Annotated in this window: 22 protein-coding genes and 1 pseudogene; 12 read left to right on the plus strand and 11 right to left on the minus strand. The window is 64.2% G+C overall.

Going from position 1 to position 26,524, the window contains the following annotated elements; all coding sequences use genetic code 11:
• The first annotated feature begins 18 nt into the window (after window positions 1-18).
• Both U0023_RS17875 and U0023_RS17880 read left to right on the plus strand, forming a co-directional pair.
• Window positions 19-1,107 carry a TRAP transporter substrate-binding protein gene (locus tag U0023_RS17875; protein WP_009492248.1) on the plus strand — a complete coding sequence of 363 codons (1,089 nt, stop codon included), beginning with the start codon at window positions 19-21 and terminating at the stop codon, window positions 1,105-1,107.
• Window positions 1,108-1,274: 167 nt separating this feature from the next.
• Window positions 1,275-2,273 (plus strand): LLM class flavin-dependent oxidoreductase, encoded by a 999-nt coding sequence (locus U0023_RS17880; RefSeq protein WP_009492249.1) that lies wholly within the window; start codon window positions 1,275-1,277, stop codon window positions 2,271-2,273.
• Window positions 2,274-2,347: 74 nt separating this feature from the next.
• Here the strand turns inward: U0023_RS17880 and U0023_RS17885 are convergent, their stop codons facing one another.
• The 3 genes from U0023_RS17885 to U0023_RS17895 form a co-directional block, all read right to left on the minus strand.
• Window positions 2,348-3,187: an ABC transporter permease gene (locus U0023_RS17885; protein WP_009492250.1), complete on the minus strand. Its 840-nt coding sequence runs from the start codon at window positions 3,185-3,187 to the stop codon at window positions 2,348-2,350.
• On the minus strand, window positions 3,184-4,131 hold the full coding sequence (locus U0023_RS17890) for an ABC transporter permease (protein ID WP_040639378.1): 948 nt from the start codon (window positions 4,129-4,131) through the stop codon (window positions 3,184-3,186). Before U0023_RS17890 ends, U0023_RS17885 begins: the two co-directional genes overlap by 4 nt.
• Window positions 4,132-4,335: 204 nt before the next feature.
• Entirely contained in the window at window positions 4,336-5,817 is a 1,482-nt protein-coding gene (locus U0023_RS17895; protein WP_009492252.1) for an ABC transporter substrate-binding protein, read from the minus strand.
• 179 nt (window positions 5,818-5,996) lie between these two features.
• Between U0023_RS17895 and U0023_RS17900 the strand changes: the two genes are divergently transcribed.
• The gene (locus U0023_RS17900) at window positions 5,997-6,296 is read left to right on the plus strand and encodes a DUF2218 domain-containing protein (RefSeq protein WP_009492253.1); all 300 of its coding nucleotides are present in this window, start codon (window positions 5,997-5,999) and stop codon (window positions 6,294-6,296) included.
• Between the two features lie 157 nt (window positions 6,297-6,453).
• Here U0023_RS17900 and U0023_RS17905 read toward each other — a convergent pair whose 3' ends face one another.
• The 3 genes from U0023_RS17905 to U0023_RS17915 all read right to left on the minus strand — a co-directional run bounded on the left by U0023_RS17905 (window position 6,454) and on the right by U0023_RS17915 (window position 10,485).
• Window positions 6,454-7,203: an SDR family oxidoreductase gene (locus U0023_RS17905; RefSeq protein WP_009492254.1), complete on the minus strand. Its 750-nt coding sequence runs from the start codon at window positions 7,201-7,203 to the stop codon at window positions 6,454-6,456.
• Window positions 7,204-7,385: 182 nt separating this feature from the next.
• Window positions 7,386-8,858 (minus strand): aldehyde dehydrogenase family protein, encoded by a 1,473-nt coding sequence (locus U0023_RS17910; RefSeq protein ID WP_009492255.1) that lies wholly within the window; start codon window positions 8,856-8,858, stop codon window positions 7,386-7,388.
• 13 nt (window positions 8,859-8,871) lie between these two features.
• Window positions 8,872-10,485, minus strand: coding sequence for an ABC transporter ATP-binding protein (locus tag U0023_RS17915; protein WP_009492256.1), 1,614 nt, complete (start codon window positions 10,483-10,485; stop codon window positions 8,872-8,874).
• Window positions 10,486-10,568: 83 nt separating this feature from the next.
• Here U0023_RS17915 and U0023_RS17920 point away from each other — a divergent pair, with 83 nt between their 5' ends.
• Window positions 10,569-12,047: a coniferyl aldehyde dehydrogenase gene (locus tag U0023_RS17920; protein ID WP_052600707.1), complete on the plus strand. Its 1,479-nt coding sequence runs from the start codon at window positions 10,569-10,571 to the stop codon at window positions 12,045-12,047.
• Here U0023_RS17920 and U0023_RS17925 read toward each other — a convergent pair.
• Complete coding sequence (locus U0023_RS17925) at window positions 12,031-14,094, minus strand: sensor histidine kinase (RefSeq protein ID WP_009492258.1); 2,064 nt, start codon at window positions 14,092-14,094, stop codon at window positions 12,031-12,033. The two genes, U0023_RS17920 and U0023_RS17925, sit on opposite strands and share 17 nt — an antisense overlap.
• Window positions 14,095-14,319: 225 nt before the next feature.
• Here U0023_RS17925 and U0023_RS17930 point away from each other — a divergent pair, with 225 nt between their 5' ends.
• Window positions 14,320-16,131: an ABC-F family ATP-binding cassette domain-containing protein gene (locus U0023_RS17930; RefSeq protein ID WP_009492259.1), complete on the plus strand. Its 1,812-nt coding sequence runs from the start codon at window positions 14,320-14,322 to the stop codon at window positions 16,129-16,131.
• Window positions 16,132-16,178: 47 nt separating this feature from the next.
• Here the strand turns inward: U0023_RS17930 and U0023_RS17935 are convergent, their stop codons facing one another.
• Entirely contained in the window at window positions 16,179-16,628 is a 450-nt protein-coding gene (locus U0023_RS17935; protein ID WP_009492260.1) for a hypothetical protein, read from the minus strand.
• A gap of 290 nt (window positions 16,629-16,918) precedes the next feature.
• Between U0023_RS17935 and U0023_RS17940 the strand changes: the two genes are divergently transcribed.
• The 4 genes and pseudogenes from U0023_RS17940 (at window position 16,919) to U0023_RS17955 (ending at window position 21,336) form a co-directional block, all read left to right on the plus strand.
• Window positions 16,919-17,884, plus strand: a complete 966-nt coding sequence (locus U0023_RS17940) for a DUF6454 family protein (protein WP_009492261.1) — start codon at window positions 16,919-16,921, stop codon at window positions 17,882-17,884.
• A 327-nt stretch (window positions 17,885-18,211) separates the two neighbouring features.
• The gene (locus U0023_RS17945) at window positions 18,212-20,215 is read left to right on the plus strand and encodes an acetyl-CoA carboxylase biotin carboxylase subunit (protein WP_009492262.1); all 2,004 of its coding nucleotides are present in this window, start codon (window positions 18,212-18,214) and stop codon (window positions 20,213-20,215) included.
• A gap of 195 nt (window positions 20,216-20,410) precedes the next feature.
• Window positions 20,411-20,824 (plus strand): annotated as a pseudogene (locus U0023_RS17950) (gamma-glutamylcyclotransferase family protein); the annotation flags it as partial.
• Between the two features lie 218 nt (window positions 20,825-21,042).
• Window positions 21,043-21,336 (plus strand): acylphosphatase, encoded by a 294-nt coding sequence (locus U0023_RS17955; protein WP_009492264.1) that lies wholly within the window; start codon window positions 21,043-21,045, stop codon window positions 21,334-21,336.
• On the opposite strand, the gene U0023_RS17960 is transcribed toward U0023_RS17955, so the two are convergent.
• Window positions 21,333-21,743 (minus strand): rhodanese-like domain-containing protein, encoded by a 411-nt coding sequence (locus U0023_RS17960; protein WP_009492265.1) that lies wholly within the window; start codon window positions 21,741-21,743, stop codon window positions 21,333-21,335. The genes U0023_RS17955 and U0023_RS17960 overlap by 4 nt on opposite strands.
• Window positions 21,744-21,814: 71 nt before the next feature.
• Here U0023_RS17960 and U0023_RS17965 point away from each other — a divergent pair, with 71 nt between their 5' ends.
• Both U0023_RS17965 and U0023_RS17970 read left to right on the plus strand, forming a co-directional pair.
• On the plus strand, window positions 21,815-22,507 hold the full coding sequence (locus tag U0023_RS17965; protein ID WP_009492266.1) for a DUF599 domain-containing protein: 693 nt from the start codon (window positions 21,815-21,817) through the stop codon (window positions 22,505-22,507).
• Window positions 22,500-22,784: a DUF3253 domain-containing protein gene (locus U0023_RS17970; protein WP_009492267.1), complete on the plus strand. Its 285-nt coding sequence runs from the start codon at window positions 22,500-22,502 to the stop codon at window positions 22,782-22,784. The genes U0023_RS17965 and U0023_RS17970 overlap by 8 nt, the downstream gene beginning before the upstream one ends.
• Here U0023_RS17970 and U0023_RS17975 read toward each other — a convergent pair.
• Together U0023_RS17975 and U0023_RS17980 are read right to left on the minus strand one after the other, a co-directional pair.
• Window positions 22,742-23,572, minus strand: coding sequence for a YdcF family protein (locus U0023_RS17975; protein ID WP_009492268.1), 831 nt, complete (start codon window positions 23,570-23,572; stop codon window positions 22,742-22,744). The genes U0023_RS17970 and U0023_RS17975 overlap by 43 nt on opposite strands.
• Window positions 23,573-23,765: 193 nt before the next feature.
• Window positions 23,766-24,470 (minus strand): ribonuclease activity regulator RraA, encoded by a 705-nt coding sequence (locus tag U0023_RS17980; protein ID WP_009492269.1) that lies wholly within the window; start codon window positions 24,468-24,470, stop codon window positions 23,766-23,768.
• 432 nt (window positions 24,471-24,902) lie between these two features.
• On the opposite strand from U0023_RS17980, the gene U0023_RS17985 reads away from it, so the two are divergent.
• Window positions 24,903-26,483, plus strand: a complete 1,581-nt coding sequence (locus tag U0023_RS17985; RefSeq protein ID WP_154661246.1) for a hypothetical protein — start codon at window positions 24,903-24,905, stop codon at window positions 26,481-26,483.
• Window positions 26,484-26,524: the final 41 nt, after the last annotated feature.

A 26,524-nucleotide genomic window follows, 5' to 3' on the forward strand; every position in this document is an offset into this window, starting at 1 on the left:
GAACAGGAGTGAGCTCCGATGAAACGCCGCCATTTTCTCGCAACCGCCGGTGCAGGCCTCGCTGCCGGCGCGGTTGCCAAGCCTGCCATCGCTCAATCCAACCCGGAGATCCGCTGGCGTCTGACGTCCGGCTTTCCGAAATCGCTCGACACCATCTATGGCGGAGCCGACTTCCTGGCGAAGTACGTGTCCGAGGCCACAGAAGGAAAATTCCAGATCCAGCCCTTCTCCGCGGGTGAGATCGTCGGCACTTTCCAGGCGGCCGATGCCGTCTCGGCCGGGACGGTCGAAATGGCCCACACGGCCGCCTACTATTATGTCGGCAAGGATCCGACCTTCGCGGCCGCCGCTGCGGTGCCGTTCACGCTGAACGCCCGCCAGCTCAATGCCTGGCAGTATCACGGTGGCGGCATCGGCCTCGTCAACGAGTTCATGGCGAAGCACAACCTCTATGCTCTGCCGGGCGGCAACACGGGCACCCAGATGGGTGGCTGGTTCCGCAAGGAGATCAAGACCGTTCAGGATCTCCAGGGCCTCAAGATGCGCATCGCCGGCATCGCCGGTCAGGTGATGGCGAAGCTCGGCGTCATTCCGCAGCAGGTGGCGGGCGGCGACATCTACCCGTCCCTGGAGCGCGGCACCATCGATGCCGCCGAGTGGATCGGCCCCTATGACGACGAGAAGCTCGGCTTCCAGAAGGTTGCGCCTTACTATTACTATCCGGGCTTCTGGGAAGGCGGCCTCACGCTCCATTTCCTGTTCAACAAGGGCAAGTGGGAATCCCTGCCGAAGAACTATCAGGCGATCCTTCAGGCAGGCTGCATGGCCGCGAACATGGATATGCTGGCCAAGTACGATGCCAAGAACCCGGCCGCCCTGCGCAGCCTGGTCGGCGCCGGCGCCCAGCTGCGTCCCTTCTCGCAGGAGATCCTCGATGCCGCCTACAAGGCGACGAACGAGGTCTATGCGGAAATCTCCGCCCAGAACGCGGATTTCAAGAAGATGATCGACTCGCTTCGCGCCTTCCGCAACGAGGAATATCTCTGGTTCCAAGTCGCCGAATACGCCTTCGACACCTACATGATCCGCGCCCGCACCCGCGGCTAAGCCTGAAGCGATCACGCTCGTGAGGAACCCGGCGTCTCGAGCGCCGGGTTTTTCTTTGCAGGGCTGGTGTGCCTCAAACGGGAGGCTGCAGGGTTGCATCCGGCCCATGGAATGATGATCTCATGGCAACCCTTGTTCGGCTTTGAACCGTACCGGAAAGATGATTCATGCCTCCCTTTTCAGTCCTCGATCTCGCGCCCGTTCCAGAGGGCTTCACGCCCTCCGATGCCTTGCGCAACACGCTCGACCTGGCGCAGCACGCTGAAGCCTGGGGCTACAATCGCTATTGGCTCGCCGAGCATCACAATATGGTCGGTATCGCGAGTGCCGCGACGAGCGTCGTGATCGCCCATGTGGCCGGCGGCACGAAGACCATGCGGATCGGCGCGGGCGGCATCATGCTCCCGAACCACTCGCCCCTGGTGATCGCAGAGCAGTTCGGCACCCTCGATGCGCTGTATCCGGGTCGCATCGATCTCGGCGTCGGCCGGGCTCCGGGGACGGATCAGCGCACGCTGCGCGCGCTTCGCCGAGACCCCACATCAGCCGACACCTTCCCGCAGGACGTGCTCGAATTGCAGGCGCTTCTCGGACCGGTTCAGGCCGACCAAGTGATCCGGGCCGTGCCGGGAGCGGGCTCCAGCGTGCCGATCTGGATCCTCGGCTCCAGCCTGTTCGGCGCGCAGCTTGCCGCCATGCTGGGTCTGCCTTACGCCTTCGCGTCCCATTTCGCGCCCGGCGCCCTGATGCAGGCGCTCCAGGTCTATCGCGAGCGCTTCCAGCCCTCGGCACAGCTCGACCGGCCTTATGCCATGGTGGGCGTGAACGTGATCGCCGCCGACACGGATGAGGAAGCGCGCCAACTCTTCACCTCGGCGCAGCAATCCTTCACGAACCTGTTCCGCGGGACCCGGGGCAAGCTCCAGCCGCCCATCGACGATATCGAGAGCTACTGGTCGCCGCACGAGAAGGCGCAGGCCATGAACATGCTGTCCTGCTCCTTCGTGGGCTCGGCCAAGACGGTGCAGGAGGGTCTGGAGGGCTTCATCGCCCAGACGGGGGCCGACGAAGTAATGGTCGCGGCCGCGATCTACGACCATTCCAAGCGCCTGCGCTCTTACGAGATCCTGAGCGAGGTGCAACAGGCGATGAAGAAGGCGGCATAAATCCTTCGCACGTCATGGCCGGGCTTGTCCCGGCCATCTCGATCGGAAGAGCGCCGCGCCTTCCCAACAGGCTCCTAAGACGCCCCACGTCCCTTCAAGGTCGGATCGAGCGCGTCGCGCAATCCATCGCCCAGCAGGTTCAGCCCGAGCACCGACAGCGCAATGGCGATGCCCGGCGCGATGGCGAGGTGAGGGGCCTGCGAGAGATAGGTCTGCGCATCGCTCAGCATGCGGCCCCAGCTCGGATTGGGCGGGCGCACGCCCAAGCCCAGATAGCTCAGGCCCGCTTCGGTCAGGATGGCGAGCGCGAGCTGGATCGTCACCTGAACGATCAGCGCGCCCGCGATGTTCGGCATCACATCTTCCCAGGTGATCCGCAGCGGATGCTTGCCGATGGCGCGGGCCGCCGCGATGTAGTCGAGAGTCCAGACCTGAAGCGCGACGCCGCGCGTGACGCGGGCGAAGACGGGGACGTTGAACACCGCGATCGCCAGGATCGCCGCGAGCGGACCGGAACCCACTAGGGCGCCGATCATGATGGCGGAAAGCACGGCGGGGAACGCGAAGACGACGTCCGAGACGCGCATGGCGATCTCGTCGGCGATACCCTTCCAGGCGGCCGCCGCGCAGCCGATGGCCGTGCCGATGGCCGCCCCCAAGAGAACAGCCGGCCACGCGATGGCGAGCGAGTTCCAAGCCCCGACCATGAGAAGCGAGGCCACGTCGCGCCCGAAATGATCGGTGCCGAGGATGCCGAGTTCTCCCGGGGCCTTCAGGCGCATGGCGACGCGCACGCGCGTCGGCACCTCAGGCGTCCAGACGAGCGACACGAGGGCGGTGACGATCAAGAGCGACGTCAGGATGCCGCCGATGACGAGGGCGGAATTCAGCGGGATGCGGGACCGCTTGCTCATGACCGGCCCCTCAGGCGCGGGTCGAGGATGGCATAGCCGATATCGACGATGAAGTTCACGACGATCACAAGTCCGGAAAAGATCAGCACGATGTCCTTGATCACCACGAGGTCGCGCTGGTTGAGCGCCTGATAGGCGAGCCGTCCGAGGCCCGGCAGATTGAACACGTTCTCGACGAGGATCGCACCGCCGAAGAAGAACGAGAGCTGCAGGCCGAGGATCGTCGTGACCGGAATGAGCGCGTTCGGTACCACGTGACGGCGCAGGGTGCCGCCCTTGTCCACGCCCTTGGCGCGGGCGGTGCGCACGAAGTCTGCGCCGATCACCTCGAGCGTCGCCGAGCGCGTGACGCGTGTGAGCACGGCCGCCTGCGGCAGGGCGAGCGCCACCGCGGGGAGAAGGAGGGACTGGAAGGCCGGCCAGAGGCCGGCGCTCCAGCCGGGAAAACCGCCGGCGGGAAACCAGCCGAGCCAGGTCGAGAAGAAGAGAATGAACAGAAGACCGATCCAGAAGTTCGGCACCGCCACGCCGAGCTGGCTGAATACGAGAACCGCACGATCCACGATCCCGTCGCGCCGCGCCGCTGCCGCGACGCCGAGCGGCAATGCGAGTGCCGTCGAAATGAGGATCGCGAGAAGGCTCAGCGGCAGCGTCACGTTCATGCGCTCGGCCACGAGCGTCGAAACCGGCATCTTGTAGGTGATCGACTGCCCGAGATCGCCGTGCAGGATCCCGCCGATCCAGTGCATGTAGCGCAGGAGCGCCGGTTGATCGAGCCCGAGCTCCTGCCTCAGAGCCGCGAGCGTGTCCTCACGGGCGGCCGTGCCGAGCATGATGGCCGCCGGATCGCCCGGAAGCACCTCCAGGATGAGAAAGATCGCCAGCGAGACGGCCAGCAGGGTAACCGCAAGCGAGACGAGGCGCGAGATGATGAGACGCGGCATCATTCAGGTTCTATCCGTTCCCATCCTCTGGATGTGAGGGCGATGGGTGGTCCGATCAAACATGACCCTTTGCGTCGCCACCGAGATCGTGCCGGTGGTCCCGTTCGGAAGAGCAAAGCGTTCTTCCCATCGAGATGGCCGAGACAAGCCCGGCCATGACGTGCGAAGGGTTTTACAGGAGTTGGTGCAAGGAAACGCCCGAACTCACTCCGTCCACGAGACCTCCGTCACGTCGTTCGATGGGATCGGCGAGTTCTCCCACAGGCCCTGCACCTTCGCGTTCCAGACGCCGAGTTTCGGCAGCTGGAAGAGGAAGAGGGCCGGAACGTCCTGGGCGAGGATCTTCTGCGCTTCCGCATATTTCGCGAATCGCGCCTTCTCGTCCGTGGTCCTGGCGGCATCGGCGACCAGCGTCTTAAACGCGTCGTTCTTGTAATTGAAATAATAGTTGTCGCGAGCGAAGATATCGATGTCGAGTGGTTCCGCATGGGCCACGATGGTCATGTCGTAGTCCTTGGCCTTGAACACTTCCTCGATCCATTTCGCAGGGAATTCCGTCGGAATGATCTTCAGATCGACGCCGACTTCGGACAGCATCGCGGAGAGCAGCTCCGCCGACCGGCTGGCATAGGCCATCTGCGGGCTCTTGATCGAGATCGACAGGCCGTTGCCGTAACCCGCTTCCTGCAGCAGAGCCTTGGCCTTCTCGGGATCGTAGGGAACGACGCTCGTCATGTCCACGAAGGCGGGATGATTGGGCGAGAAGAAGCTGCCGATGGGTTGTCCGAAGCCCGAATAGGCCCCCTCGACCAGCGCCTTGCGGTCCACCGCGTGCATGAGCGCGCGGCGCACACGCACGTCATCGAAGGGCTTCTTGGCATTGTTCATGCCGGCGACGACCTCGCCCTCCGTATTGCCGGCGACCGCCTTGAAGCGCGAATCCTTCTGGAACTCGGCGAAGAGTTCGGGCGCGCCGAGATTGGGGAAGGCGTCCACGTCGCCGGCCTTGAGCGCGGCCACCTGGGCCTGCGCGTCGCTGATGAACCGGAAGGTGACGCTGTCGAGCTTGATCTTGTCCTTCTGCCAGTAATCCGGGTTGCGCACGAGCTCCACCCGGTCGCCCCGCGTCCAGGACTTGAACTTGAAGGGCCCGGTGCCGACCGGATTGGCGGCATTGTTCGCCGCAGATTCGGGCGCCACGATCACCGCATCGCCCCAGCCGAGATAATAGAGGAAGTTGCTCGAGGTCTCCTTGAGCTTGATCACCACGGTTGTGGGATCAGGCGTTTCAATGGACGCGATGGGCGCGAAGATCTGCTTCTGCGCATTGGTCGACTTCGGGTCGCGGGCACGATCGAAGGCAAATTTCACATCGGCCGAATCGAAGGCGGAGCCGTCGTGGAACTTCACCCCTTCCTGCAGATGGAAGGTATAGGTCAGCCCGTCGGGCGAAATCTCCCAGCTCTTCGCCAGCAGCGGCTGGACCTTGCCGGTCCGGTCGATGCGCACGAGGCCTTCATAGAGGTTGACCCAGGTCACTTCGCGGATGGCCACGGGAGCCGCGATGGTCGGATCGAGGCCGGGCGGCTCGATGGGCATGCCCACCACGAGGGAGGTTTTGGCGGCAAAGGCCGGGATGACGCTGACGGTGAGAAGGAAAGCGGCAGTCAGGAGGCGCTTCGTCATCAGGGCTTGAACTCCATCGAGTGGAAGAGGCGACAGGTCGCGGTGGCCTCAGCTTACGCAGGACCGCGCCGGATGGAAGATGCTCATTACCGATTCTTCACTTAACTTCGGCGTGGCTGAGACTTAAGCATCGGATCGAAGAGATCCGCCGAACCGGCTGTTTCATGGCGAGCGGCGGAATGAAAGGGTTTGACATGGCTCTCGAGACCGCACGGGTGCCCACCGAGAACGGTGCCCGATACCTCCAGCAGCTCTGCAAGCACTGGAGCCACAAGCTGGACGTTCAGCTCACGGAGAAGGAGGGAATCGTCCGGTTCCCGGCCGCCGTCGCCACGATGATCGCTTCTCCAGATGCCTTGACGGTGAGCGTGGAGGCCGAGGATGACGAGACGCTTCAGCGGATGAAGAGCGTCGTCGCATCCCATCTGGACCGCTTCGCCTTCAAGGAAGCGCCGCTGACGTTCGAGTGGAAGGCCTAGCCAGATCGCCGTGGCCTCCCCGGCGGCGGAATGCCGGGACGCCCAACACCGTCATGGCCGGGCCTGTCCCGGCCATCCGGATTGTGCGAAGCGCCGCGCTTCCCCACGTCGTCCCACCGGTACAAGGCCAGTGAACACTAGAGGGTTATGACCCGCCTCAAATACAGCGTCCGCCGTCGACTTCCAGCACCACGCCGGTGATCATGCTAGCTTCGTCCGAAGCGAGGTAGAGCGCCGCGTTGGCGATGTCCTGCGGCGTGGAGAAGCGGCCGAGCGGGATCGAGTTGACGAACAGCTCGCGCTTCTGGGGCGTGTCCTCGCCCATGAAGGTGGCGAGGAGCGGCGTCTCGCCGGCTACGGGCGCAAGGGCGCAGACGCGGATCTTGTTGGGGGCCAGTTCCACGGCCATGGACTTCGTCATGGTGTGCACGGCGCCCTTGGTGCTGTTGTACCAGGTGAGGCCGGGGCGGGGGCGCAGGCCTGCCGTCGAGCCGACATTGATGATCGCGCCGCCGCCCTGCTTCTGCATCAGCGGAACGGCGGCCTTGGCGAAGAGATAGATCGATTTCACGTTGACCGCGAAGACGCGGTCGAACTCGTCTTCCTCCACCTCCAGCATCGGTCGGTTCCGATGGCTGATGCCCGCGTTGTTGACGACGATGTCGAGCTTGCCGAAGGCCGCGACGGTCTTCTCCACGGCGGCGTTCACGTCGACGGCCTTGGACACGTCGGCGGCGAGGCCGATGGCGGACGAGCCGATCTTCTCCGCGGCAGCCTTGGCGGCTCCTTCGTTGATGTCGACGATGGCGACCTTTGCGCCCTCGCGGGCGAAGGTTTCCGCGATGCCCAGACCGAATCCGGATCCGGCGCCCGTGACCAGCGCCACCTTGCCTTCAAGGCGATTCATGTTTCTTCCCTTTCAATATGTGCTTTTCCCCGTTTCTGGGGGTAACGAAGCGGACGAACCGTTTCACGACGTCATGGCCGGGCTTGTCCCGGCCATCCCGAGCGACGAGGCGCGTCGCTTCAATCCATCGAGATCACCGGCACAAGGCCGGTGATGACCTAGGAGGGATCAGCCGTATCCGCCTATCCGTGCGCGATGACGAGCGTCTTGGTCGTCGTGAACTCGACCAGACCCTCGAAGCCTTTCTCGCGGCCGTGGCCCGAGCGGCCGAAGCCGCCGAAGGGCAGCTCGATTCCGCCGCCGGCGCCGTAACAGTTCACGAAAACCTGTCCCGCCCGGATGGAGCGGGCAACGCGGGTCGAACGCATGGCGTCGCGGGTCCACACGCCTGCGGCAAGGCCGTAGGGCGTGCCATTGGCGAGCCGGGTAGCTTCGGCCTCGTCGTCGAAGGGCGTTGCCACCAGAACCGGGCCGAAGACCTCTTCCTGGGACAGGATGCTCTCGTGCGGCACAGGAGCCAGGAAGGCAGGAGCCACGTAGTAGCCGCCGGCCGGCGCATCGAGCGCCACCACGCCTTCCCCGACGACGTTGAGGCCTTCGTTGCGGCCCCGCTCCAGGTAGCCGAGGACGCGGCGCTGCTGGGCCTGGTTGATCATCGGTCCCAGATCGGGCTCGTGCTCGGGATGCCCGGCCCGGAGCGTCCGGAAACGCTCGGCGACCGCATCGACCACGTCCTGGAAGATGCCTCGCTGGATCAGCAGACGGCTGCCGGCCGAGCAGGTCTGGCCGCCGTTTTGAATGATGGCGTTGACGAGGGTCGGCAGCGCGCGCTCGAGGTCCGCATCGTCGAAGACGACCTGGGCCGACTTGCCGCCGAGTTCAAGGGTGACGCCCACATGGTTCCGGGCTGCCGCGGTCTGGACGGCCGTGCCGGTCTCGGGGCTGCCGGTGAAGGACAGGAAGTCGATGCCGGAATGGGCGGCGAGCGCCGCGCCGGCCGTACGGCCGAGGCCCGTCACCACGTTGAGTGCGCCGTCCGGGAAGCCGACTTCGCGGGCGAGAGCCGAGACGCGCAGGATCGTCAGCGAGGCGTCTTCCGCCGGCTTCACGACGGTCGCGTTGCCGGCTGCTAGCGCCGCGCCGACCGAGCGGCCGAAGATCTGCATCGGGTAGTTCCACGGCACGATATGGCCGGTGACCCCGTGCGGCACCCGCTCGACGCCGATGAAATGGGTGTTGAGGTAAGGGATGACGTCCCCATGCAGCTTGTCGGCGGCGCTGCCGTAGAACTCGAAGTAGCGGGCGAGGGCAATGGCGTCGGCCCGCGACTGGCGCAGGGGCTTGCCGTTGTCGCGGCTCTCCAGGATGGCGAGTTCGTCCGCACGGGCCTCGACGGCGGTCGCGAGCTTCATGAGCAGGCGTCCGCGCTCCGTTGCCGTCAGCTCGCCCCAGGCGCCCTCGAAGGCCGCGCGGGCGGCCTTCACGGCCTCGTCGATGTCCTGGGTCGTTCCGGCCGCGATTCGGGCGAGGAGCGAACCGTCGACCGGCGAGAGCACGTCGAGGGTCATGCCGTCCGATGCCGGACGCTCCTGGCCGCCGATGAGGTTCTGGAACACCATGTTGGGCGCGAGGGTCGCGCTGACCTGATCGTTCACGGATATCGTCTCCCTAAATCATCTTGTTCATGCCCGGCACGGCGGCCAGGAGCTGGCGCGTATACGCGGCCCGCGGATGCGCGAAGAGTTGCGCGGTTTCGGCCATTTCCACAATCCGGCCTTTTTGCATAACTGCCACGCGGTCGCAGATCTGTGCGGCGACCCGCAGATCGTGGGTGATGAAGAGAATGGCAAGGCCGAGTTCGTCCTGAAGGCCCCGGATCAGCTTGAGAATCTCCGCCTGAACGGACACGTCGAGGGCCGAGACGGCCTCGTCGGCCACCAGCACGTTGGGCTTCATGGCGAGCGCCCGGGCGATGCCGATGCGCTGGCGCTGGCCGCCGGAGAACTCATGCGGATAGCGCTCGACAGCCTTGGCGGGTAGGCCGACCTTCTCCAGGAGAATGCGCGCCTCCTCCAGGGCCTTGGCCGGGTTTTCTCCTTGCGTGACCGGGCCCTCGGCGATGATGCGTCCGACCGTGCGTCGTGGGTTGAGGGACGCAAAGGGGTCCTGGAACACCATCTGAATTCGGCGCCTATATGGGCGCAGTTCACGCTGGGACAGACCGCTAAAGTCCAGATCCCCGATCTCGATCGCGCCGCCGTCGGGCTCGATCAGGCGCAGCACGCAGCGCCCCACGGTCGACTTGCCCGAGCCGGATTCGCCCACGAGCCCCAGGGTTTCGCCGCGCCGGATGTCGAAGCTCACCGCGTCGGCGGCCTGGACTTCGCGGCTTTTGCGGAAGAAGCCGCGTCCTCCGTAAGTCTTCGTCAGCCCGTCGACCTTCAGGGTGACGGGCTGTCCGGCGAGCTGCTTCGGCACGGGCGGCGTCAGCGAGGGCACGGCCGCTAGGAGACGTTTCGTATAAGGGTGCTGAGGGCGGGTCAGGACCTCCTCGGCGGGGCCTTGCTCGACGAGTTCACCCTGCTGGAGTACGGCAACCCGGTCGGCGATCTCTGCCACGACACCGAAATCGTGGGTGATGAAGAGCACCGCCGTGCCCTTCTTGCGGCGCAGGTTGTCGATGAGCTTCAGGACCTGCGCCTGGGTCGTGACGTCGAGAGCCGTCGTCGGCTCGTCGGCGATCAGGAGCTTCGGCTCGAGCGCAAGCGCCATGGCGATCATTACCCGCTGCCGCTGGCCGCCCGAAAGTTCGTGCGGATAGGCCTTCGCGATCAGTTCGGGGTTCGGCAGATTGACCTCGGCGAGGAGGTCGAGCACACGCCGGTCACGCTCCGCGGGGCTGAGAAGGCCATGAGCCCGGAACGCTTCCGCGATCTGGTCCGCTACTCGCATCACCGGGTTGAGGGACGTCATCGGCTCCTGGAACACGGTGCCGACCTCCCGGCCGCGCACGTCGCACCAGCCATCCTCGTCGAGGGTCAGGAGTTCGCGCCCACCCAGGGTGATCGAACCGGACAGCACCGCGACGCCTGGGGGCAGGAGGCCGATGGTCGCCATGGCGGTCATGGACTTGCCGGACCCGGATTCGCCCACCACGCACAGGGTCTCGCCGGGGTTGATGGAGAGCGACAGGTCCTTGATCGCGTGCTGCCGGTCGGCGAGGGCGGGAAGTCCGATGGACAGGTTCTGGATCGACAGCACGGGGGAGGGAGGGCTCAACATCATGCTCCTGCGGGAACGCCTGGGGCTCATCCTTGCGATCTATGACGCTTCGTCAATCCGTCGTGTCGGACATCATGTTGAGAATGGTGCCGGCTCCGCCATATCATCACACTCATCAGGAGAGACCCGGCCACGTGCATGAAGTCGTTCCGAACCCAGTGAAGGACTGGTTGCAGGCCAGCCTCGACGCGCAGCGCTTCGCCCTGGCCGAGCACGGCCCCGTCACGCCCGAGCGGCGGGCCGAGGGTCTCGATGAACTCGCGAACGCCGTCCTGCGGCACGCCGATGACTTTGCCAGTGCCATCGCGGCCGATTTCGGCCATCGCTCCATCCATGAGACGAAACTTGCCGACATTTACCCGGTGATAGCCGCCTTGCGTCATGCGCGGAAACATTTCCGCGCTTGGATGAAGCCGCGGCGTCGGCCAATCGCGCTCATGTTCCAGCCGGGCCAAGGCCGAGTGCATTATCAGCCTCTCGGCGTCGTCGGCATCGTCAGCCCTTGGAACTACCCGGTTCAACTCACGCTTTCCCCGCTCGCGGGGGCACTGGCGGCGGGCAACCGTGTCATGATCAAGCCGTCCGAGATCACGTCGCGCACCTCCGCCCTGCTGGAACAGGTCATCGGCGAGGTATTCGACCCTGCGGAGGTGGCCGTGGTGCAGGGCGGGCCGGATGTAGCGAGGGCTTTCGCGCGCCTGAAGCTCGACCATCTGTTCTTTACCGGCTCCACCGCAGTCGGGCGCCAGGTCATGCAGGCGGCTGCCGACAATCTCGTGCCGGTGACGCTGGAGCTGGGAGGCAAGTCTCCCGCTCTGGTGACGGCGGGTTATCCCGTCGACAAAGCGGCCGAGCGGATCGCCGTGGGTAAGCTGTTCAACGCGGGGCAGACCTGTATCGCGCCCGACTACGTGCTCGTGCCGCGTGGTATGAAGGATGCATTCGTGGCGTCCTTCCGCGATGCGGTGGCTCGGCTCTATCCGACGCTTGCGGACAATCCAGATTACACGTCGATCATCAACGAGCAGCATTACAAGCGCCTTCGGAATCTGGTCGCGGATGCCCGATCCTGCGGTGCCCGTGTGCACGAGATCAATCCGGTCGGAGAGACGTTCGACCGATCACGGCGCAGGATGTCGCCCGTGGTCTTGACGGACGTTCCGGACCACGCCCTCGTCATGAGCGAGGAGATCTTCGGCCCCGTGCTGCCGGTGGTGACCTATGACGACCTCGACGAGGCCTGCCGCTTCGTCACAGAGCAGCCGCATCCATTGGCGCTCTATCCATTCAGCCACGACAGCAGGACGATCGACCGCATCCTGGAGCGGACCATCTCCGGCGGCGTGACCGTTAACGATACGCTCCTCCATTGCGTGCAGGAGGAACTGCCCTTCGGCGGCGTGGGTTCGAGCGGCATGGGCGCCTATCACGGCGAGGCGGGGTTCCGGACCTTCAGTCATGCGAGGTCCGTATTCCGTCAATCCCGCCTCAACGGGGCCGGCATGACGAAACCGCCCTATGGCGGCCGCATGAACCGCCTCCTGTCTATGCTGCTGCGCTAGAGGTATGCGCCAGCGGCACGGTGATGTCGTACGAGACGCCGCCCTCCGCGAAATTGAGCACCATGAAACCGCCGAGCTCGCCCTCGATGCTGCGGCGGATCAGGCGCGAGCCGAAGCCCTGACGTTTCGGCGCCTCGACGGGAGGGCCGCCGCTTTCGGACCAGCAGATGTGCAATTGATCCGGGCGGTCGTCGTTCTCGGCGATCGACCAGGTCACGTCGAGAAGTCCCGTATTGGTCGAGAGCGCCCCGTATTTGGCCGCGTTGGTCACCAGCTCGTGCAGGACCAAACCCAGGTTGATGGCATAGCGCGCCGGGAGCCTCACATCGGGACCTGTCAGCGTGACCCGCTCGTCACCCGGCTTGCGATAGGGAGCCAGCTCCTGCTCCGCCACGTCCCGCAACTCCGCCTCGCGCCATGATTTGCGGGTCAGCAGGTTGTGCGTCTTCGACAACGCGAGCAGTCGGCCCTCGAAGGCGTCCTTGAACTGGGAGGGAGACTCCGTCGTGCGCAGGGTCTGGGACGCGATGGACTGCACGGTGGTCAGGGTGTTCTTCACCCGGTGATTCAGCTCGTCGAGGAAGAAGCGCTGCTGCTCCTCGGCGTGTTTCTGTTCCGTGATGTCCTGGAAGATGCCGATGAAATAGGCAGGTCTTTTCTGAATGTCGTAGAAAACCCGGCCCTTCGAATTGATCCAGCGCAGGCTGCCGTTGGGGAGTCGGATCCGATATTCGTCCTGGTAATCTCCATGGTTCCTGACGCTGTCCTGCCATTTCTGGAGGACCCGATCCAGGTCCTCGGGATGGATGATCTCCAGCCAGTATCGGCTGTCCATCACCTCGGACGTGTGAGACAGCCCAAGCATCGTCGAAGCCTGCGTGGACCAGCCGCCGACATTCTTGTTGGGGTCGAACCACCAGGTTCCCATATGCCCCGCTTCCAGAGCGAGGCGCGCGCGCTCCTCGCTGGCCTGAAGGGCTTTCTGCCGTTCGGCCACATCGTCCATCAGGTCGTTGAAGGCCCGCGCCAGAATGCCGAACTCCCCGGATTTGCCCGGCAAGTCGATGCGCGCCCGATAGTCGCCCTGCCGCCATGCGCGGATGCCGTCCGTCACGAGCTCGAAAGGCTTGGTGATGAAGGCGCGGCTGAGGAGAGCCGACAGAGAGAGGGCCAGCACGAGCGCGGCCCCGATCAGCATGAAGCCGCGCCTTGCCGCCTGGTTGATGGATGCGAAAGCGGTTTTCGTCGACAGACCCACATTGATATAGATGTCGTGGGGCGGCGTTGCGATCGGGATGTAGCCGATGATGCGATGGGCGCCGTCGAGGCTGGTGGTCTCCGCGGTTCCCGGATCCCTGGCCTTGGCCTGACGCAGGTATTCCGGAGGCAGGAGCTTTCCGACCAAGCGCTCCGGGTTCGGATTCTGCACAAGGACGATACCTCTCCGGTCGGCGACCGTCAGGGAGCCGTCACCCGGGACTGTGCGCTCCTTCAGCTTCTGGCCAAGCCAGGTGAGATCGAGCGCCGCCGCCAGGACGCCGACCACGTCGCCCCGGTCGTTCCAGATCGGCAGGGCGAGGGGCAGGACAGGGTGGGGAGTGAGGTCGCCTTCCTCGAAGACAGGAGTATAGTCGCCGACGACCAGACCCTTGTCTCCCAAGGCGCGATGGAAGTAGGACCGGTCGGAAAAATAATGCCGCGTGTCGATCGTCCCGGTCGGGCGGCAGCGAATGTGCCCACTGATGTCCATGGCCACGAAGGACAGCACGTAGGGCACTTTTCCTTGAATGGCCTTCATGTAGGAGCTGCACGCTGCCGTATCGAAGGAGCGGATGGACGGGGACTCGTCCACGGCGAGCAGCAGGCTGTGGATGCCGTCGAAGATCCGCTCGATTTCTGCGTCCACCAGTTGTGCCTGCCTGATGGCGAGGTCGTTCACCTCGGCTTCCCGCGCGCGGCGCAGCGAGACTTCCGTGTAAGTCCAGATGACGATCGCCGGAAGAACCGAGATCACAGCAAGAAGTAGCAGACGCTTCGTCAGTGTCATGCAAACGCTCAGCTTAACATGCGAAGGGGACCATAAACTGCACCGACCGTCCACCCTTCTAGCGCATCGAGCGGGAAAGTGGCCCCGGTTTTGCGCGCGAATGATGTGTGTGCCCTAAGGTAAGCATCGGATCGATCTCAAAAGCGCCCCCCGCTCTCGGGGCCGATGCTGTATAGGACGGAGCCGCTCTTGCATCTGCGACGAAGAGGTGTCAGGTGAGCGGGAATGGCGCTTCCTCCTCTTCTTCTCCTTCAGGATATTGCTCTCACCTTCGGCGGCACGCCGCTGATCGAGAGCGCCGAGCTGTCCGTCTCCCCGGGCGAGCGGGCCTGCCTCGTGGGCCGCAACGGCTCGGGCAAGTCGACCCTGCTCAAAATCGCCGCAGGTCTCATCGAGGCGGACCGCGGCAAGCGCTTCGTCCAGCCGGGGGCGACCGTGCGCTACCTGGCCCAGGAGCCCGATCTCTCGGCCTATCCCACGACGCTCGCCTATGTGGAGGCAGGCCTCGGGCCGGGCGACGACCTCTACCGTGCGCGCTATCTGGTGGAACAGCTGGGGTTGACCGGGGAGGAGAAGCCCGCCGATCTCTCCGGCGGTGAGGCGCGCCGCGCGGCTCTGGCCCATGTGCTGGCCCCCCAGCCCGACATCCTCCTCCTGGACGAGCCGACGAACCATCTCGACCTGCCGGTGATCGAGTGGCTGGAAGGCGAGCTGAAGAGCCTCCGGTCCGCCCTCGTGCTGATCAGCCACGACCGGCGCTTCCTGGAGAGCCTGTCCCAGGCCACTGTCTGGCTCGACCGGGGCAGGACCCGTCGCATGGATCGTGGCTTTGCGCATTTCGAGGAATGGCGGGATCAGGTCCTGGAGCAGGAAGAAGCCGAGCACCACAAGCTGGGCCGCAAGCTCGTAGCCGAGGCAGACTGGCTGCGCTACGGAGTCACTGCTCGGCGCAAGCGCAACGTGCGCCGGCTCGGCAACCTCCACACCATGCGCCAGCAATACAGGGACCGCCAGCGCGCCGTCGGGACGGTCAATATGAGTCTCGCCGAGGCCGAGCAGTCCGGCACCCTCGTGGTCGAGGCGGAGGGCATCTCGAAGGCGTATGGTGACCGTCCCATCGTGTCGAACCTGTCCTTGCGCGTCCTGCGGGGCGACCGCCTCGGTATCATCGGGCCGAACGGCGCGGGTAAGACGACCCTTATCAACCTGCTCACCGGTACCCTGGAGCCGGACGAGGGGCGGGTGCGGCTTGGCTCCAACCTCCAGATGGTCACCCTCGACCAACGCCGCGCGAGCCTCGACCCCGACGCCACTGTGGCGGAGACCTTGACCGGCGGGCGCGGGGAATCCGTCACCATCGGCGGCCAGACCAAGCATGTCATCGGCTACATGAAGGACTTCCTGTTCTCGCCGGAGCAGGCCCGCACTCCCGTCGGCGTGCTCTCGGGCGGCGAGCGCAACCGCCTCATGCTGGCCCGGGCCCTGGCCCAGCCCTCCAACCTGCTGGTGCTCGACGAGCCCACCAACGATCTCGATCTTGAAACCCTCGATCTCCTCGAAGAGATGATCCAGGATTATTCCGGCACCGTGATCCTCGTCAGCCACGACCGCGACTTCCTCGACCGGACTGTCAGTTCCGTCCTGGTCTCAGAGGGCGAGGGGCGCTGGATCGAGTATGCGGGCGGCTACACGGATATGGTGGCCCAGCGCGGCCGCGGCGTTCAGGCCCGCGTGGTCGAGAAGGAGGCAAAGCCCAGGATCGTAGAGAAGCCGGCATCCCAGCCCGCTCCCGCCTCGAAGCGCAAGCTCGGCTTCAACGAGCAGCACGACTTGAAGACCCTGCCGAAGCGCATGGAAGAGATGGAAGCCAAGATCGCCAAGGTGCAGGAGATCCTGGCCGATCCCGAACTCTATTCCCGAGATCCGGCCCGCTTCCAGAAGGCCATGGATGCGCTGACCCAGCTCCAGACGGAGTTGCATACGGCCGAGGAGCGCTGGCTGGAACTCGAGATGCTGCGGGAGGAATTGGAGGGGTAAGCGTCGGTTGTTGGGCTCTGCCCTTCGATTGGGTGAATCCGGATCCCTTAATTGAACTCCCAACCGTTTATGTTCACCTCCGTGACATCTTCGAGTCGAGACGCGGTTACACCGACTTCGGCTCCGTCCCGTTCGCACGTCAATCCGAGTTTCTGCTGATTGGACGACTGTCGTTGAACGGCGAGCCCAATGGCCCGGCAGCGCGCTTCGTAGGTTGCGATAACGTCTTCCGGCCGGGCTTTGGTCGTGAACGTCACATAGGCATAGGCGGGAGCCGTGCCGTCTCGTCCTTCTCCCATATAGCCGAGGCTGCCGGCAATAGGGTCCACCAGTCCCAGATTCCCGACCGTGGTTCCGTGGATGAGGAAGAGGTACTTGGGATTCCAGGGACCGAATTCGTGCGAATCGATCGATAGCCACATCGCAACGAGAAGAAGTCCAAGGAAGCAAGCAGGCACTGCAAGAATATAGGCGAAGAAAATCAAGGCATTACGCATCAGTGCCGCTCCAATCCTGATGCGATATGTAACATCGTTAGTTTAATGTTTCATCACCTGCCGTCGGAGCGCTCACGTTTTGTCGGAGCCACATTCAGGATGCTGTCGTCAATGCAATAAGGACAAGCATGATGCGAGAGACGGGGCGGATTTGCGAAGACGCCACGCGCGACACTAAAGTGACATCACCCGCTCGCTAAGAGCATCGGACCCGAACGGGAATTGACCCCGTGAGGATTTATCCGTGCTTCATTGTTCAAGAAGCGGATCGACACTCGTGGAGGAACGCGATGGACTGCTTTTCGAGACGTTGCCTGACTGCGATTCTGACGATGTTCTGCCTTGGGGCTGCGCACACGTCTCTCATGGCGTCGGAGCCCGACCGTGATGTCCTGGCGGAGCGCGTGACGAAACTGTCTCGCGGCACGCAGTGGAAGCCCGTCGAGGCCGTTCCGATCAACTTCCTGACCCATCACCCGCAGGGCATGGTGAAGATCGGCGACACGCTGTTCGTGTCATCGGTCGAGATCCAGCAGCCGACCAAACGCTTCCCGCAGCCGGTGGACGGTTACGACCGTGACACGGGGGCTGGAGTCGGTCACCTGTTCAAGATCGATATGAAGGGCAATCTCATCGCCGACATCACTCTCGGCGAGGGTGCAATCTATCATCCGGGCGGGATCGACTACGACGGGAAATACATCTGGGTTCCCGTGGCCGAGTACAGGCCGAACAGCCGCTCCATCGTCTATCGGGTCGATCCGGAAACCATGAAGGCCGAGGAGATGTTCCGCTTCGCCGACCATGTGGGCGGCGTGGTGCACAACATCGACGACAAGACCCTGCACGGGGTCAGCTGGGGCTCGCGCCGCTTCTACCGCTGGTCTCTCGACGACAGCGGAAAGCCGACCAATGCGAGCGAGTCCCCCGAGAAGCTCAGGACCCTCAACACCTCGCATTACCTCGATTACCAGGACTGCAAGTATGCCGGCAAAAGCCGCATGCTGTGCTCTGGCGTGACCGAGATGCGGATTACCCCCGAGGCGATGCCGTTTCGCCTTGGCGGGCTCGACCTCGTCAGCCTGACGGATGGCCGCCCGGTCTTCCAGACGCCGATCCTGCTCTGGACCGCCTCCGGCATGGACATGACCCACAATCCGGTCTGGACGGAAGCGAGCGATGCCGGAATCCGCGGCTACTTCATGCCCGAGGACGATAAGTCCACGCTCTACATCTACGAGACCGAGGTGAAATAGTCGTCTGACGGGACGGGCGCCCACTCTTCGTTGCCACCCCTGGTGTCGGATGAGACCAAGGGTGGGCGACAGGAGAACGGGATCGGACCGGGCTCCCTGAAGTGGTTTTGCCGTCTAACGCTAAATGCTGACGAAGCCCCGCTTCCCCAAGGCACGGATGTGCAGTAACGGAGGTGGGGCGAGAGCATCGGACCCAAAAGTGGAACCCACTTTTGGGATTCATCCGATGCTTCTTCTCTTGGTTGGAGCATCGTTCGCGGCGGAAAACCGGATCCACTTTTCCGCACGAGGCTCTAAGTTTTGGTTGGGTGGAGCGTTCGAGGGTTCATGTTCGACAAGATCCTGATTGCGAACCGGGGCGAGATCGCGTGCCGGGTCATCAAGACCGCCCGGCGTATGGGCATCAAGACCGTGGCGGTCTATTCCGATGCCGACCGGGATGCCCTGCACGTGGAGATGGCCGACGAGGCCGTTCATCTCGGCCCGGCGACCGCAGCCCAGTCCTATCTTGTGATCGAGAAGATCATCGAGGCCTGCAAGGCGACCGGCGCGCAGGCGGTCCACCCCGGTTACGGCTTCCTCTCCGAGCGCGAAGCCTTCCCCAAGGCGCTGGCCGAAGCCGGGATCGTGTTCATCGGACCGAACCCCGGCGCCATCGCGGCCATGGGCGACAAGATCGAGTCGAAGAAGGCGGCCGCGGCCGCCAGGGTTTCGACCGTTCCGGGTTATCTCGGTGTGATCGAGGGACCCGAGCAGGCGATCAAGATCGCGGACGAGATCGGCTATCCGGTCATGATCAAGGCTTCGGCCGGCGGCGGCGGCAAGGGCATGCGCATCGCCTACTCGGCCGACGAGGTTGCCGAGGGCTTCGCCCGCGCCAAGTCGGAGGCGGCCTCCTCCTTCGGCGACGACCGGGTCTTCGTCGAGAAGTTCATCACCGATCCGCGCCATATCGAGATCCAGGTGCTCGGCGACAAGCACGGCAACGTGATCTATCTCGGCGAGCGCGAATGCTCGATCCAGCGCCGCAACCAGAAGGTCATCGAGGAGGCGCCGTCGCCGCTCCTCGACGAGAAGACCCGCCGCCTCATGGGCGAGCAGGCCGTGGCGCTGGCCAAGGCCGTAGGCTACGATTCCGCCGGCACGGTGGAGTTCGTGGCCGGCCAGGACAAGTCGTTCTACTTCCTCGAGATGAACACCCGCCTGCAGGTCGAGCATCCGGTGACCGAGATGATCACCGGCATCGACCTCGTGGAAGAGATGATCCGCGTCGCCGCCGGCGAGCCCTTGAGGCTGACGCAATCGGACGTGAAGCTCACGGGCTGGTCGGTCGAAAGCCGCATCTATGCGGAGGATCCCGTCCGCAATTTCCTGCCCTCCACCGGCCGTCTCGTGACCTACCGCCCGCCGCAGGAAGGCGAGAGGCATGGCGGCATCACGGTACGTAACGACACGGGCGTCTACGAAGGCGGCGAGATCTCGATCTATTACGATCCGATGATCGCCAAGCTCGTCACCCACGCCCCGACCCGCCTCCAGGCCATCGAGGCGCAGGCGACGGCGCTCGATGCGTTCGCCATCGAAGGGATCCGCCACAATATCCCGTTCCTCTCGGCCCTGATGCAGCACCCGCGCTGGCAATCGGGCAAGCTCTCCACCGGCTTCATCGCCGAGGAGTTCCCGCAAGGGTTCAAGGCGCCTGCACCGGAGGGTGAGGTGGCGCTCCGGATGGCGGCCGTAGGAGCCGCCATCGATCACCTGCTCAACGAGCGCAAGCGGCACATCTCGGGCCAGATGCGGTCCGTCTCCAGCGTGCAGTTCGACCGGGAGCGGGTGGTGCTCCTGGGCCGGGAACGGCACGAGGTCGTGATCGAGGACATCGAGGGCGGCTTCGCGGTCGTGATCGGCGGTCAGGCCTGGCCCATCGTGTCGGGCTGGATGCCTGGCGAGCCGGTTTGGACCGGCACGGTCGGCGGCGAGCCGGTGGCCGTCCAGGTGCGGCCGATCCTCAACGGTGTCGTGCTGTCCCACGCGGGCGCTTCGGCCGAGGTGCGGGTCTATACGCGGCGCGAGGCGGAACTCGCCGCCCTGATGCCGGAACGGCTGGAGGCTGACAGCGGCAAGCAGCTGCTCTGCCCGATGCCGGGGCTGGTGAAGGCGATCAGCGTGAGCGTCGGCCAGGACATCAAGGCGGGCGAACCGCTCTGCATCGTGGAAGCCATGAAGATGGAAAACGTTCTGCGCGCCGAGCGCGACGGCACCATCTCCAAGATCCACGCCAAGGAAGGCGACAGCCTGGCGGTCGATGCGGTGATCATGGAATTCGCATAAGGCGGTCACATTCGGTCGGTACTCCCTCTCGGAAGATATGAACCCATACGTCATGGCCGGGCTTGTCCGGGCCATCCCGATCTAGTGAGGCGCAACGCTTCTCGGATCGGGATCACCGGGAAAAGGGCGGTGATGGCGTAGGGGAGCTGGCCACAAGCGCCTGACGAGACCGGCAAAGCAAAGGGCCCCTGAGCCATGCCCCTCTATTTCGCCTACGGGTCCAATATGGACCAGGCCGCCATGCTCGAACGCTGCCCCGCTTCCAAGCCGGTCGGCATCGGGCGGCTCATGCGGCATCGCTTCATCATCTTCGAGGAGGGCTATGCCTCGGTGGTACGGGATCCGCAGCGCGCGGTCTGGGGCATGGTCTGGGACCTCGCCTTGGCGGACGTGCCTGCCCTCGACCGTTATGAGAGCCTCTCGACCGGCCTCTACACCAAAGTCATTCAACCTATCGTAACGGAGCGTGGGCCGCGCCGGGCCGTGGTCTATGTCGGGCGGAGCGCCAAGCCGGGAACGCCGCTGCCGGGCTACATGGAGGGCGTGGTGGAGGCGGCCCGGCATGCGGGCCTGCCCGAGGAATATGTACGCAGCCTCGGTATGTGGCTGCCCAGAACCCAGATCGCCGCTCCGGTTCCTCAAGCTCCTAAAGTTCGCCCCCTTTGGGGAGCACCGTCGGGAACGATCCGCAAATCCCGGTGAGGGCAGGCGAAGACCAGGAAATCCTGCCTAGCCTGGATCTGCGGAGGGCAGGGCGCATTATCCAGACGCTGGATGGAATAATGGCCGGCGCCACACCGCGCCTGCCGAGTGTACGATAGGGCATGATGACGGCACATCGAACCGCACACGTACTGATTCACGGACGCGTCCAAGGCGTGAGCTTCCGCGCCTGGACGCAGCATCAGGCGCAATTGCACGGGCTCAAAGGCTGGGTCCGCAACCGGCGGGACGGCACGGTCGAGGCGGTATTCTCGGGGCCGGAAGACCTCGTCAAGGTGATGCTGAAGGCCTGTCACGAGGGACCCGGCGGCTCGCGCGTGGAGAAGGTCGAAATTCTCGACCAGGGTGATCCCGATCACGATTTTTCGAGCCGGTTCGAGATTCGGGAAACGGCCTAACCCTTCCCCGGAGCGCCTGCCTCGACGGGGCCTCCCGCGTTCTTCCAGGCGGTGAAGCCTCCCTCCACATGGGCGACCGGGTTCAGCCCCATATCCTGCGCCGTTGCCGTGGAAAGCGCCGAGCGCCAGCCGGCGGCGCAGAAGAACACGAAGGTCTTGTCCTGGGCGAAGACAGGCTTGTGATAGGGGCTTTCCGGATCGATCCAGAATTCCAGCATGCCGCGCGGGCAATGCACCGCCCCCGGAACGCGGCCTTCGCGTTCGAGTTCGCGCGGATCGCGCAGATCCACGAACACCACGTCGTCGCGGCCATGCAAGGCCATCGCCTCGGCGACAGGCAGGGTCTTGATCTTCGCATTGGCTTCGTCGAGCAATGCCTTGTAGCCGCGGGTGATGGTCTGGGACATGAAGGTTCGCTCCCCATTGAGGCTTTGCACAAACTGGGCAAGATGGCAGCGGAGTCAACGGGAGACGAAGGGTGCTGGGTTTCACCAAACTCGATTTTGGGGCGCTGGCTTTTTTTCTGGTCGCCTGGTTCGGATATCATGCCATGCTCGAACTGACGCCTGCCGGACAGAGTAGCCTCAATAGGATCATGAACCAGTACCGCTACCGGTGGATGGAGCAGATGGTGGTGCGGGAAAACCGGATCGTCGACACCACCATCATGGCCTCGCTCATGAACGGCACCGCGTTCTTCGCCTCGACGTCCCTGATCGCCATCGGAGGCGTGCTGGCTCTCCTGCGCTCGGCGGATTCCGTGTTGCCGCTCTTTGCCGACCTCCCGTTCGGAGAGCCGCCGACCCGGCTGGGCTGGGACGTGAAGGTGATCGGGCTCGCCGTGATCTTCGTCTATGCCTTTTTCAAATTCGCCTGGTCGTATCGTCTGTTCAACTACATGGCGATCATCGTCGGGGCCGTTCCAGTGCTGAAGGATAACAGCCGGGAGGAGGCGCTGGCGGTCGCCCGGCAGGCTGCCGCGATGAATGCGGTGGCCGGCAAGCATTTCAACCGTGGACAACGGGCCTTCTTCTTCTCTCTCGCCTATCTCGGTTGGTTCGTGAGCGCCTATCTCTTCATCGGAGCGACGGCCGGCGTCCTGCTCGTCATGTGGCGGCGCCAGTTCCTGTCCGATGCCCACGATGCAGCCCTGAGGTCACCCGATGTCTAAGAACGCGACTCCCGAAGAACTCGAGGCGGCCATGCTGTCTCTTCTCGAAGAGCGTGGCCCCGGTAGGACCATCGGCCCGGCCGATGTGGCGCAGGCGATCGGAGGCAATCAGCCGGAGGGCTGGGGGCCCTTGATGCAGCCGGTCCGAAAGGTGGCGGTGCGCCTCATGAAGGAGGGCCGCATCGTCATCCTCCGCAAGGGCCGTCCGGTCGATCCCGACGATTTTCGCGGAACCTATCGGTTGGCCCTGTCGCCGATCCCGGACCCGCCAGGATAGGGCAGCAGCCCCACCGTGCGGCCGGCGAAATAATAGGCGATCAGTCCAGCCCATTCCTTCGTCGCAATGTCGAGTCGCCGCAGGCCTTCCGAGATGAAGGCAAAGGGGCGGTTGATCCCGGAGCCGCCGGATGTGCGGAAGTCCACCGGATAGGCGACGACAGAGAACCCAACCTTTTCGAAGACGCCGATTGCACGCGGCATATGCCACGCCGAAGTGACGAGCAGCCAGCGCTCGCCCTCGCGGGGCTTGGCGAGTTCGATGGAATATGCTGCGTTTTCGTACGTCGTGCGCGAGCGATCCTCGATGATCATGCGCGCCGGGTCGATCCCGATGCTCTTGAAATAGGCCGCAATGATGGGGGCCTCCGCCGTGCCGTCCCCGAAGACCGTGCCGCCTCCGCCCGAGATCAGGATCCGGGCACCTGGATAGCGGTGGGCGAGTTGGATCGTGTCGAGCACCCGCTCGGCCGATTCATTGGCGACGATCATGCCGCGTGAAGCCGAATCCGCCGCCTCCACGGAACCGCCAAGCAGGATGATGCCGTCGACCGGCTTCCCGTCATCGCGGAAGGGCGGGAAGCGCTCTTCCAGCGGGAGCAGGATGTAACTGGCGATGGGGAGGAGCCCCAAAGCGACGGTCGCCAGCGTGAAAATGAGGCTCAGGCCGATGCCGTGATGCCGGAAGCGCTTGAAGAGAGCCAGGATCAACCCCAGCAGAATGAGGCTGATTAGAAGATTGGAGGGCGTAGCGAAAAACCACGCGATCTTCGAGACGTAATAGAACACCCGCCACCCTCTACTTTCGATGCCTCAAACCTCTTTCTCAGAAGCAGTCCGGAAATCGATTTCCGTCATCACCGACCTTCTGCCCGTGAATCCGCTTCTGAAGATGCCGAGCCTCGCACATCGGGATGGCCGGCCTGAGGCCGGCCATGACGTGCTGAGTCCATCCAGCAGGGACGCGCGGGCTCCTGCTGACTTATGACCTGTTCGACTCGGCTTCGTAGCGGGCCTTGGTTTCCGCGTTCGGCGGATACAGGCCGGGGAGGGGTACGCCCTTCTCCACCTCGCGCATGACCCAGAGCTCGTAGCGCTCCTGCTCGACGGCAGCCTTGGCGACTTCTTCCACCATGGCGGCGGGGATCACTACGACCCCATCGCGGTCGGCCACGATCACGTCATTGGGAAAGATGGCGACGCCACCACAGCCGATGGGCTCCTGCCAGCCGACGAAGGTGAGGCCCGCGACGGACGGCGGAGCGGCCACGCCCGCGCACCAGACCGGAAGATTCGTGCCTTCGACGCCGGCCGCATCGCGCACGGCGCCGTCCGTGATGAGGGCCGCCACGCCGCGCTTCTGCATGCGGGCGGTGAGGATGTCGCCGAAGATGCCCGCATCGGTGACGCCCATGGAGTCGACTACCGCGATGCAGCCTTCGGGCATGTCCTCGATGGCCGCGCGGGTGGAGCGCGGGGAGGCCCAGGATTCCGGCGTCGCCAGATCCTCGCGGGCCGGCACGAAGCGCAGGGTGAAGGCGCGGCCGACCATTTTTTCCGTGGCATTGAAGGCGGGCATCGGCCCCTTCATCCAGCAGCGGCGGACGCCCTTCTTCAGCAGCACGGTGGTGATCGTGGCGGTGGAGGCAGCACGCAGCGCGTCGGCGATCGTCTTGTCGAGTGTCATGAGGGTTTCCTGACGTTGGGGTAGGTACTCATAACGGCCACCAGCTTTGAATGCCACCATTAGACCGTGCAAAGGCGTGCATCAATGTTTCGGATTCGGCGCGCGGAATCTGTCGAGAATGTGCCTTGGGCCCTGATGAGGGAGGATTTCACGAAGCTCCCATCGTTCATCGGCCACGACGGGTCGATCGCGACAGGGGATGGCTGCCATGTCCGGCTGGTATTTTGCAAAGGCGCCCTGGCTTTTCACCGCTTGCCATGGCCGGGGATATGTGGACGATCTGAGCGAAGTGTCGCATCGCCCGGATCCTCGGCCTTTCTCACTGAGCCCCTCTGAAAGATGAGGTTGACCTGGAACGGGCGCAGGCTCTTATGCCGTCCGATAATGACGGGATTCGCGCCGTCCATGAACGAAGCGGATGCGGGGACAGGGATGTCTGAATTCCAAAATCGTGGCCGGTTGGCTTCCGCTTCTCTCGACAGGAGCATCGAGCGGCCCTGGGTCGTCCTCAAGCAGACATTGCTCGTGACGGCTCTGATCCTGCTGCCCCTGTTCTACACGGTCGTGCCGCCGCTGGAGGATTATCCCAACCACCTGGCGCGGATGCAGGCGCTCGCAGGCATCCCGGGCAACGAGTCCCTGTCCCGGTTCTACGAGGTGGCCTGGGCGCCGATTCCCAACCTCATCATGGACCTGATCGTCCCGCCTCTGGTGCCATTCTTCGGGGTCTATACCGCCGGGCGTATCTTCGTGGGTCTGACGCTGCTCCTGATGCTCCTGGGGCCGATGCTGCTCCACCGCACGCTCGACGGGCGCTGGTCGGCCTGGCCCCTTGTGGGCGGGCTGTTCGTCTATAACGGCTTTCTGTTCACGGGCCTGATGAACTATCTGTTCGGCGTGGGGGCTGCGGTGCTGGGCCTTTCCGTCTGGATCAGGCTATGCGGGAAGCCGGTGGTCATCCGCGCCTTGGCAAGCCTCGCCTTCTGCACGGTTCTGTATGTCTGCCACTTGTCGGCCCTCGGCCTCTATGGACTCGGCATTGCCAGTTTCGAATTCTGGCGGCTCTGGACGCAGAAGGCCTGGAAGCCGGCTCCTCTTCTCAGGAGTGCCCTGGCACTCGGCGTACCTTTCCTGCCTTTCCTCTACTTCCTCGTCACCAGCCCGACATGGGGGCTTTCACACGACATCATCTGGGAGTCTCAGGGCAAGTTCGAGGCCGTCACGCTGTTCCTCTCGGTCTATTCGGACATCACCGATATCCCGTTCCTGATGCTGATCGCCATTGCCATCGGAATCGCCGTCAAACGAGGTCTGGTGAGCTTTCATCCGGCCGGCCTGATCGTGGCCGGGGTGCTGACGCTGGCCTTTCTCGCCATGCCGCGCATGGCCTTCGGGTCCTGGATGGCCGATCAGCGCATCGTTGTGGGCATCTTCTTCATGACGCTCGGTTTCATCTCCGTCGATCTGAAGAGGCTTGAGAACCACAATGCCTTCTTCGCTGTCTGCCTTGTCGCGATCGCCTTTCGCGTCGTCGACGTTTCAGCCCATTGGGTGGCCATCTCGCAGCCGCTTCAGGAGCTGAAAAGCTCGCTGCGCCTCATGCCCTTGGGGGCGCGCCTTCTCGTCACCCAGGCTGACGATCCTGCAGAGGGAGCCGTTGACGCCGCCCTGTCTCATGCGCCGACCCTTGCGGTGATCGAGCGTTCGGCTCTCGTCTCACGCCTGTTCGTCGTGCCCGGAAAGCAGATCCTTCGCGCGCGACCCGAATACAGCGGGCACGTGGATACTGAGGACGGCGACACGCCCCGCATCAGCCAGATCATCGTAGCGGCGGAGGAAGAGGAAGGCTCGGCCGAGGGCCCCCGTTACTGGGATCGATGGACAGAATTCTATGATTATTTGATCGTGCTCGGCACCGATTCGGACGAGACGTCCAACCCCGCGCCCGATCTTCTGAAGATCGTGCATAACGGGCGCGGGTTCCAGCTCTACAAGATCAGGAAGGACGCCTAGAGCATCGAACGCAAAAGCGGGAACCGGTTTTGCGTGGAAAG

The sequence above is a fragment of the Microvirga lotononidis genome, assembly GCF_034627025.1.
GTDB lineage: Bacteria > Pseudomonadota > Alphaproteobacteria > Rhizobiales > Beijerinckiaceae > Microvirga > Microvirga lotononidis.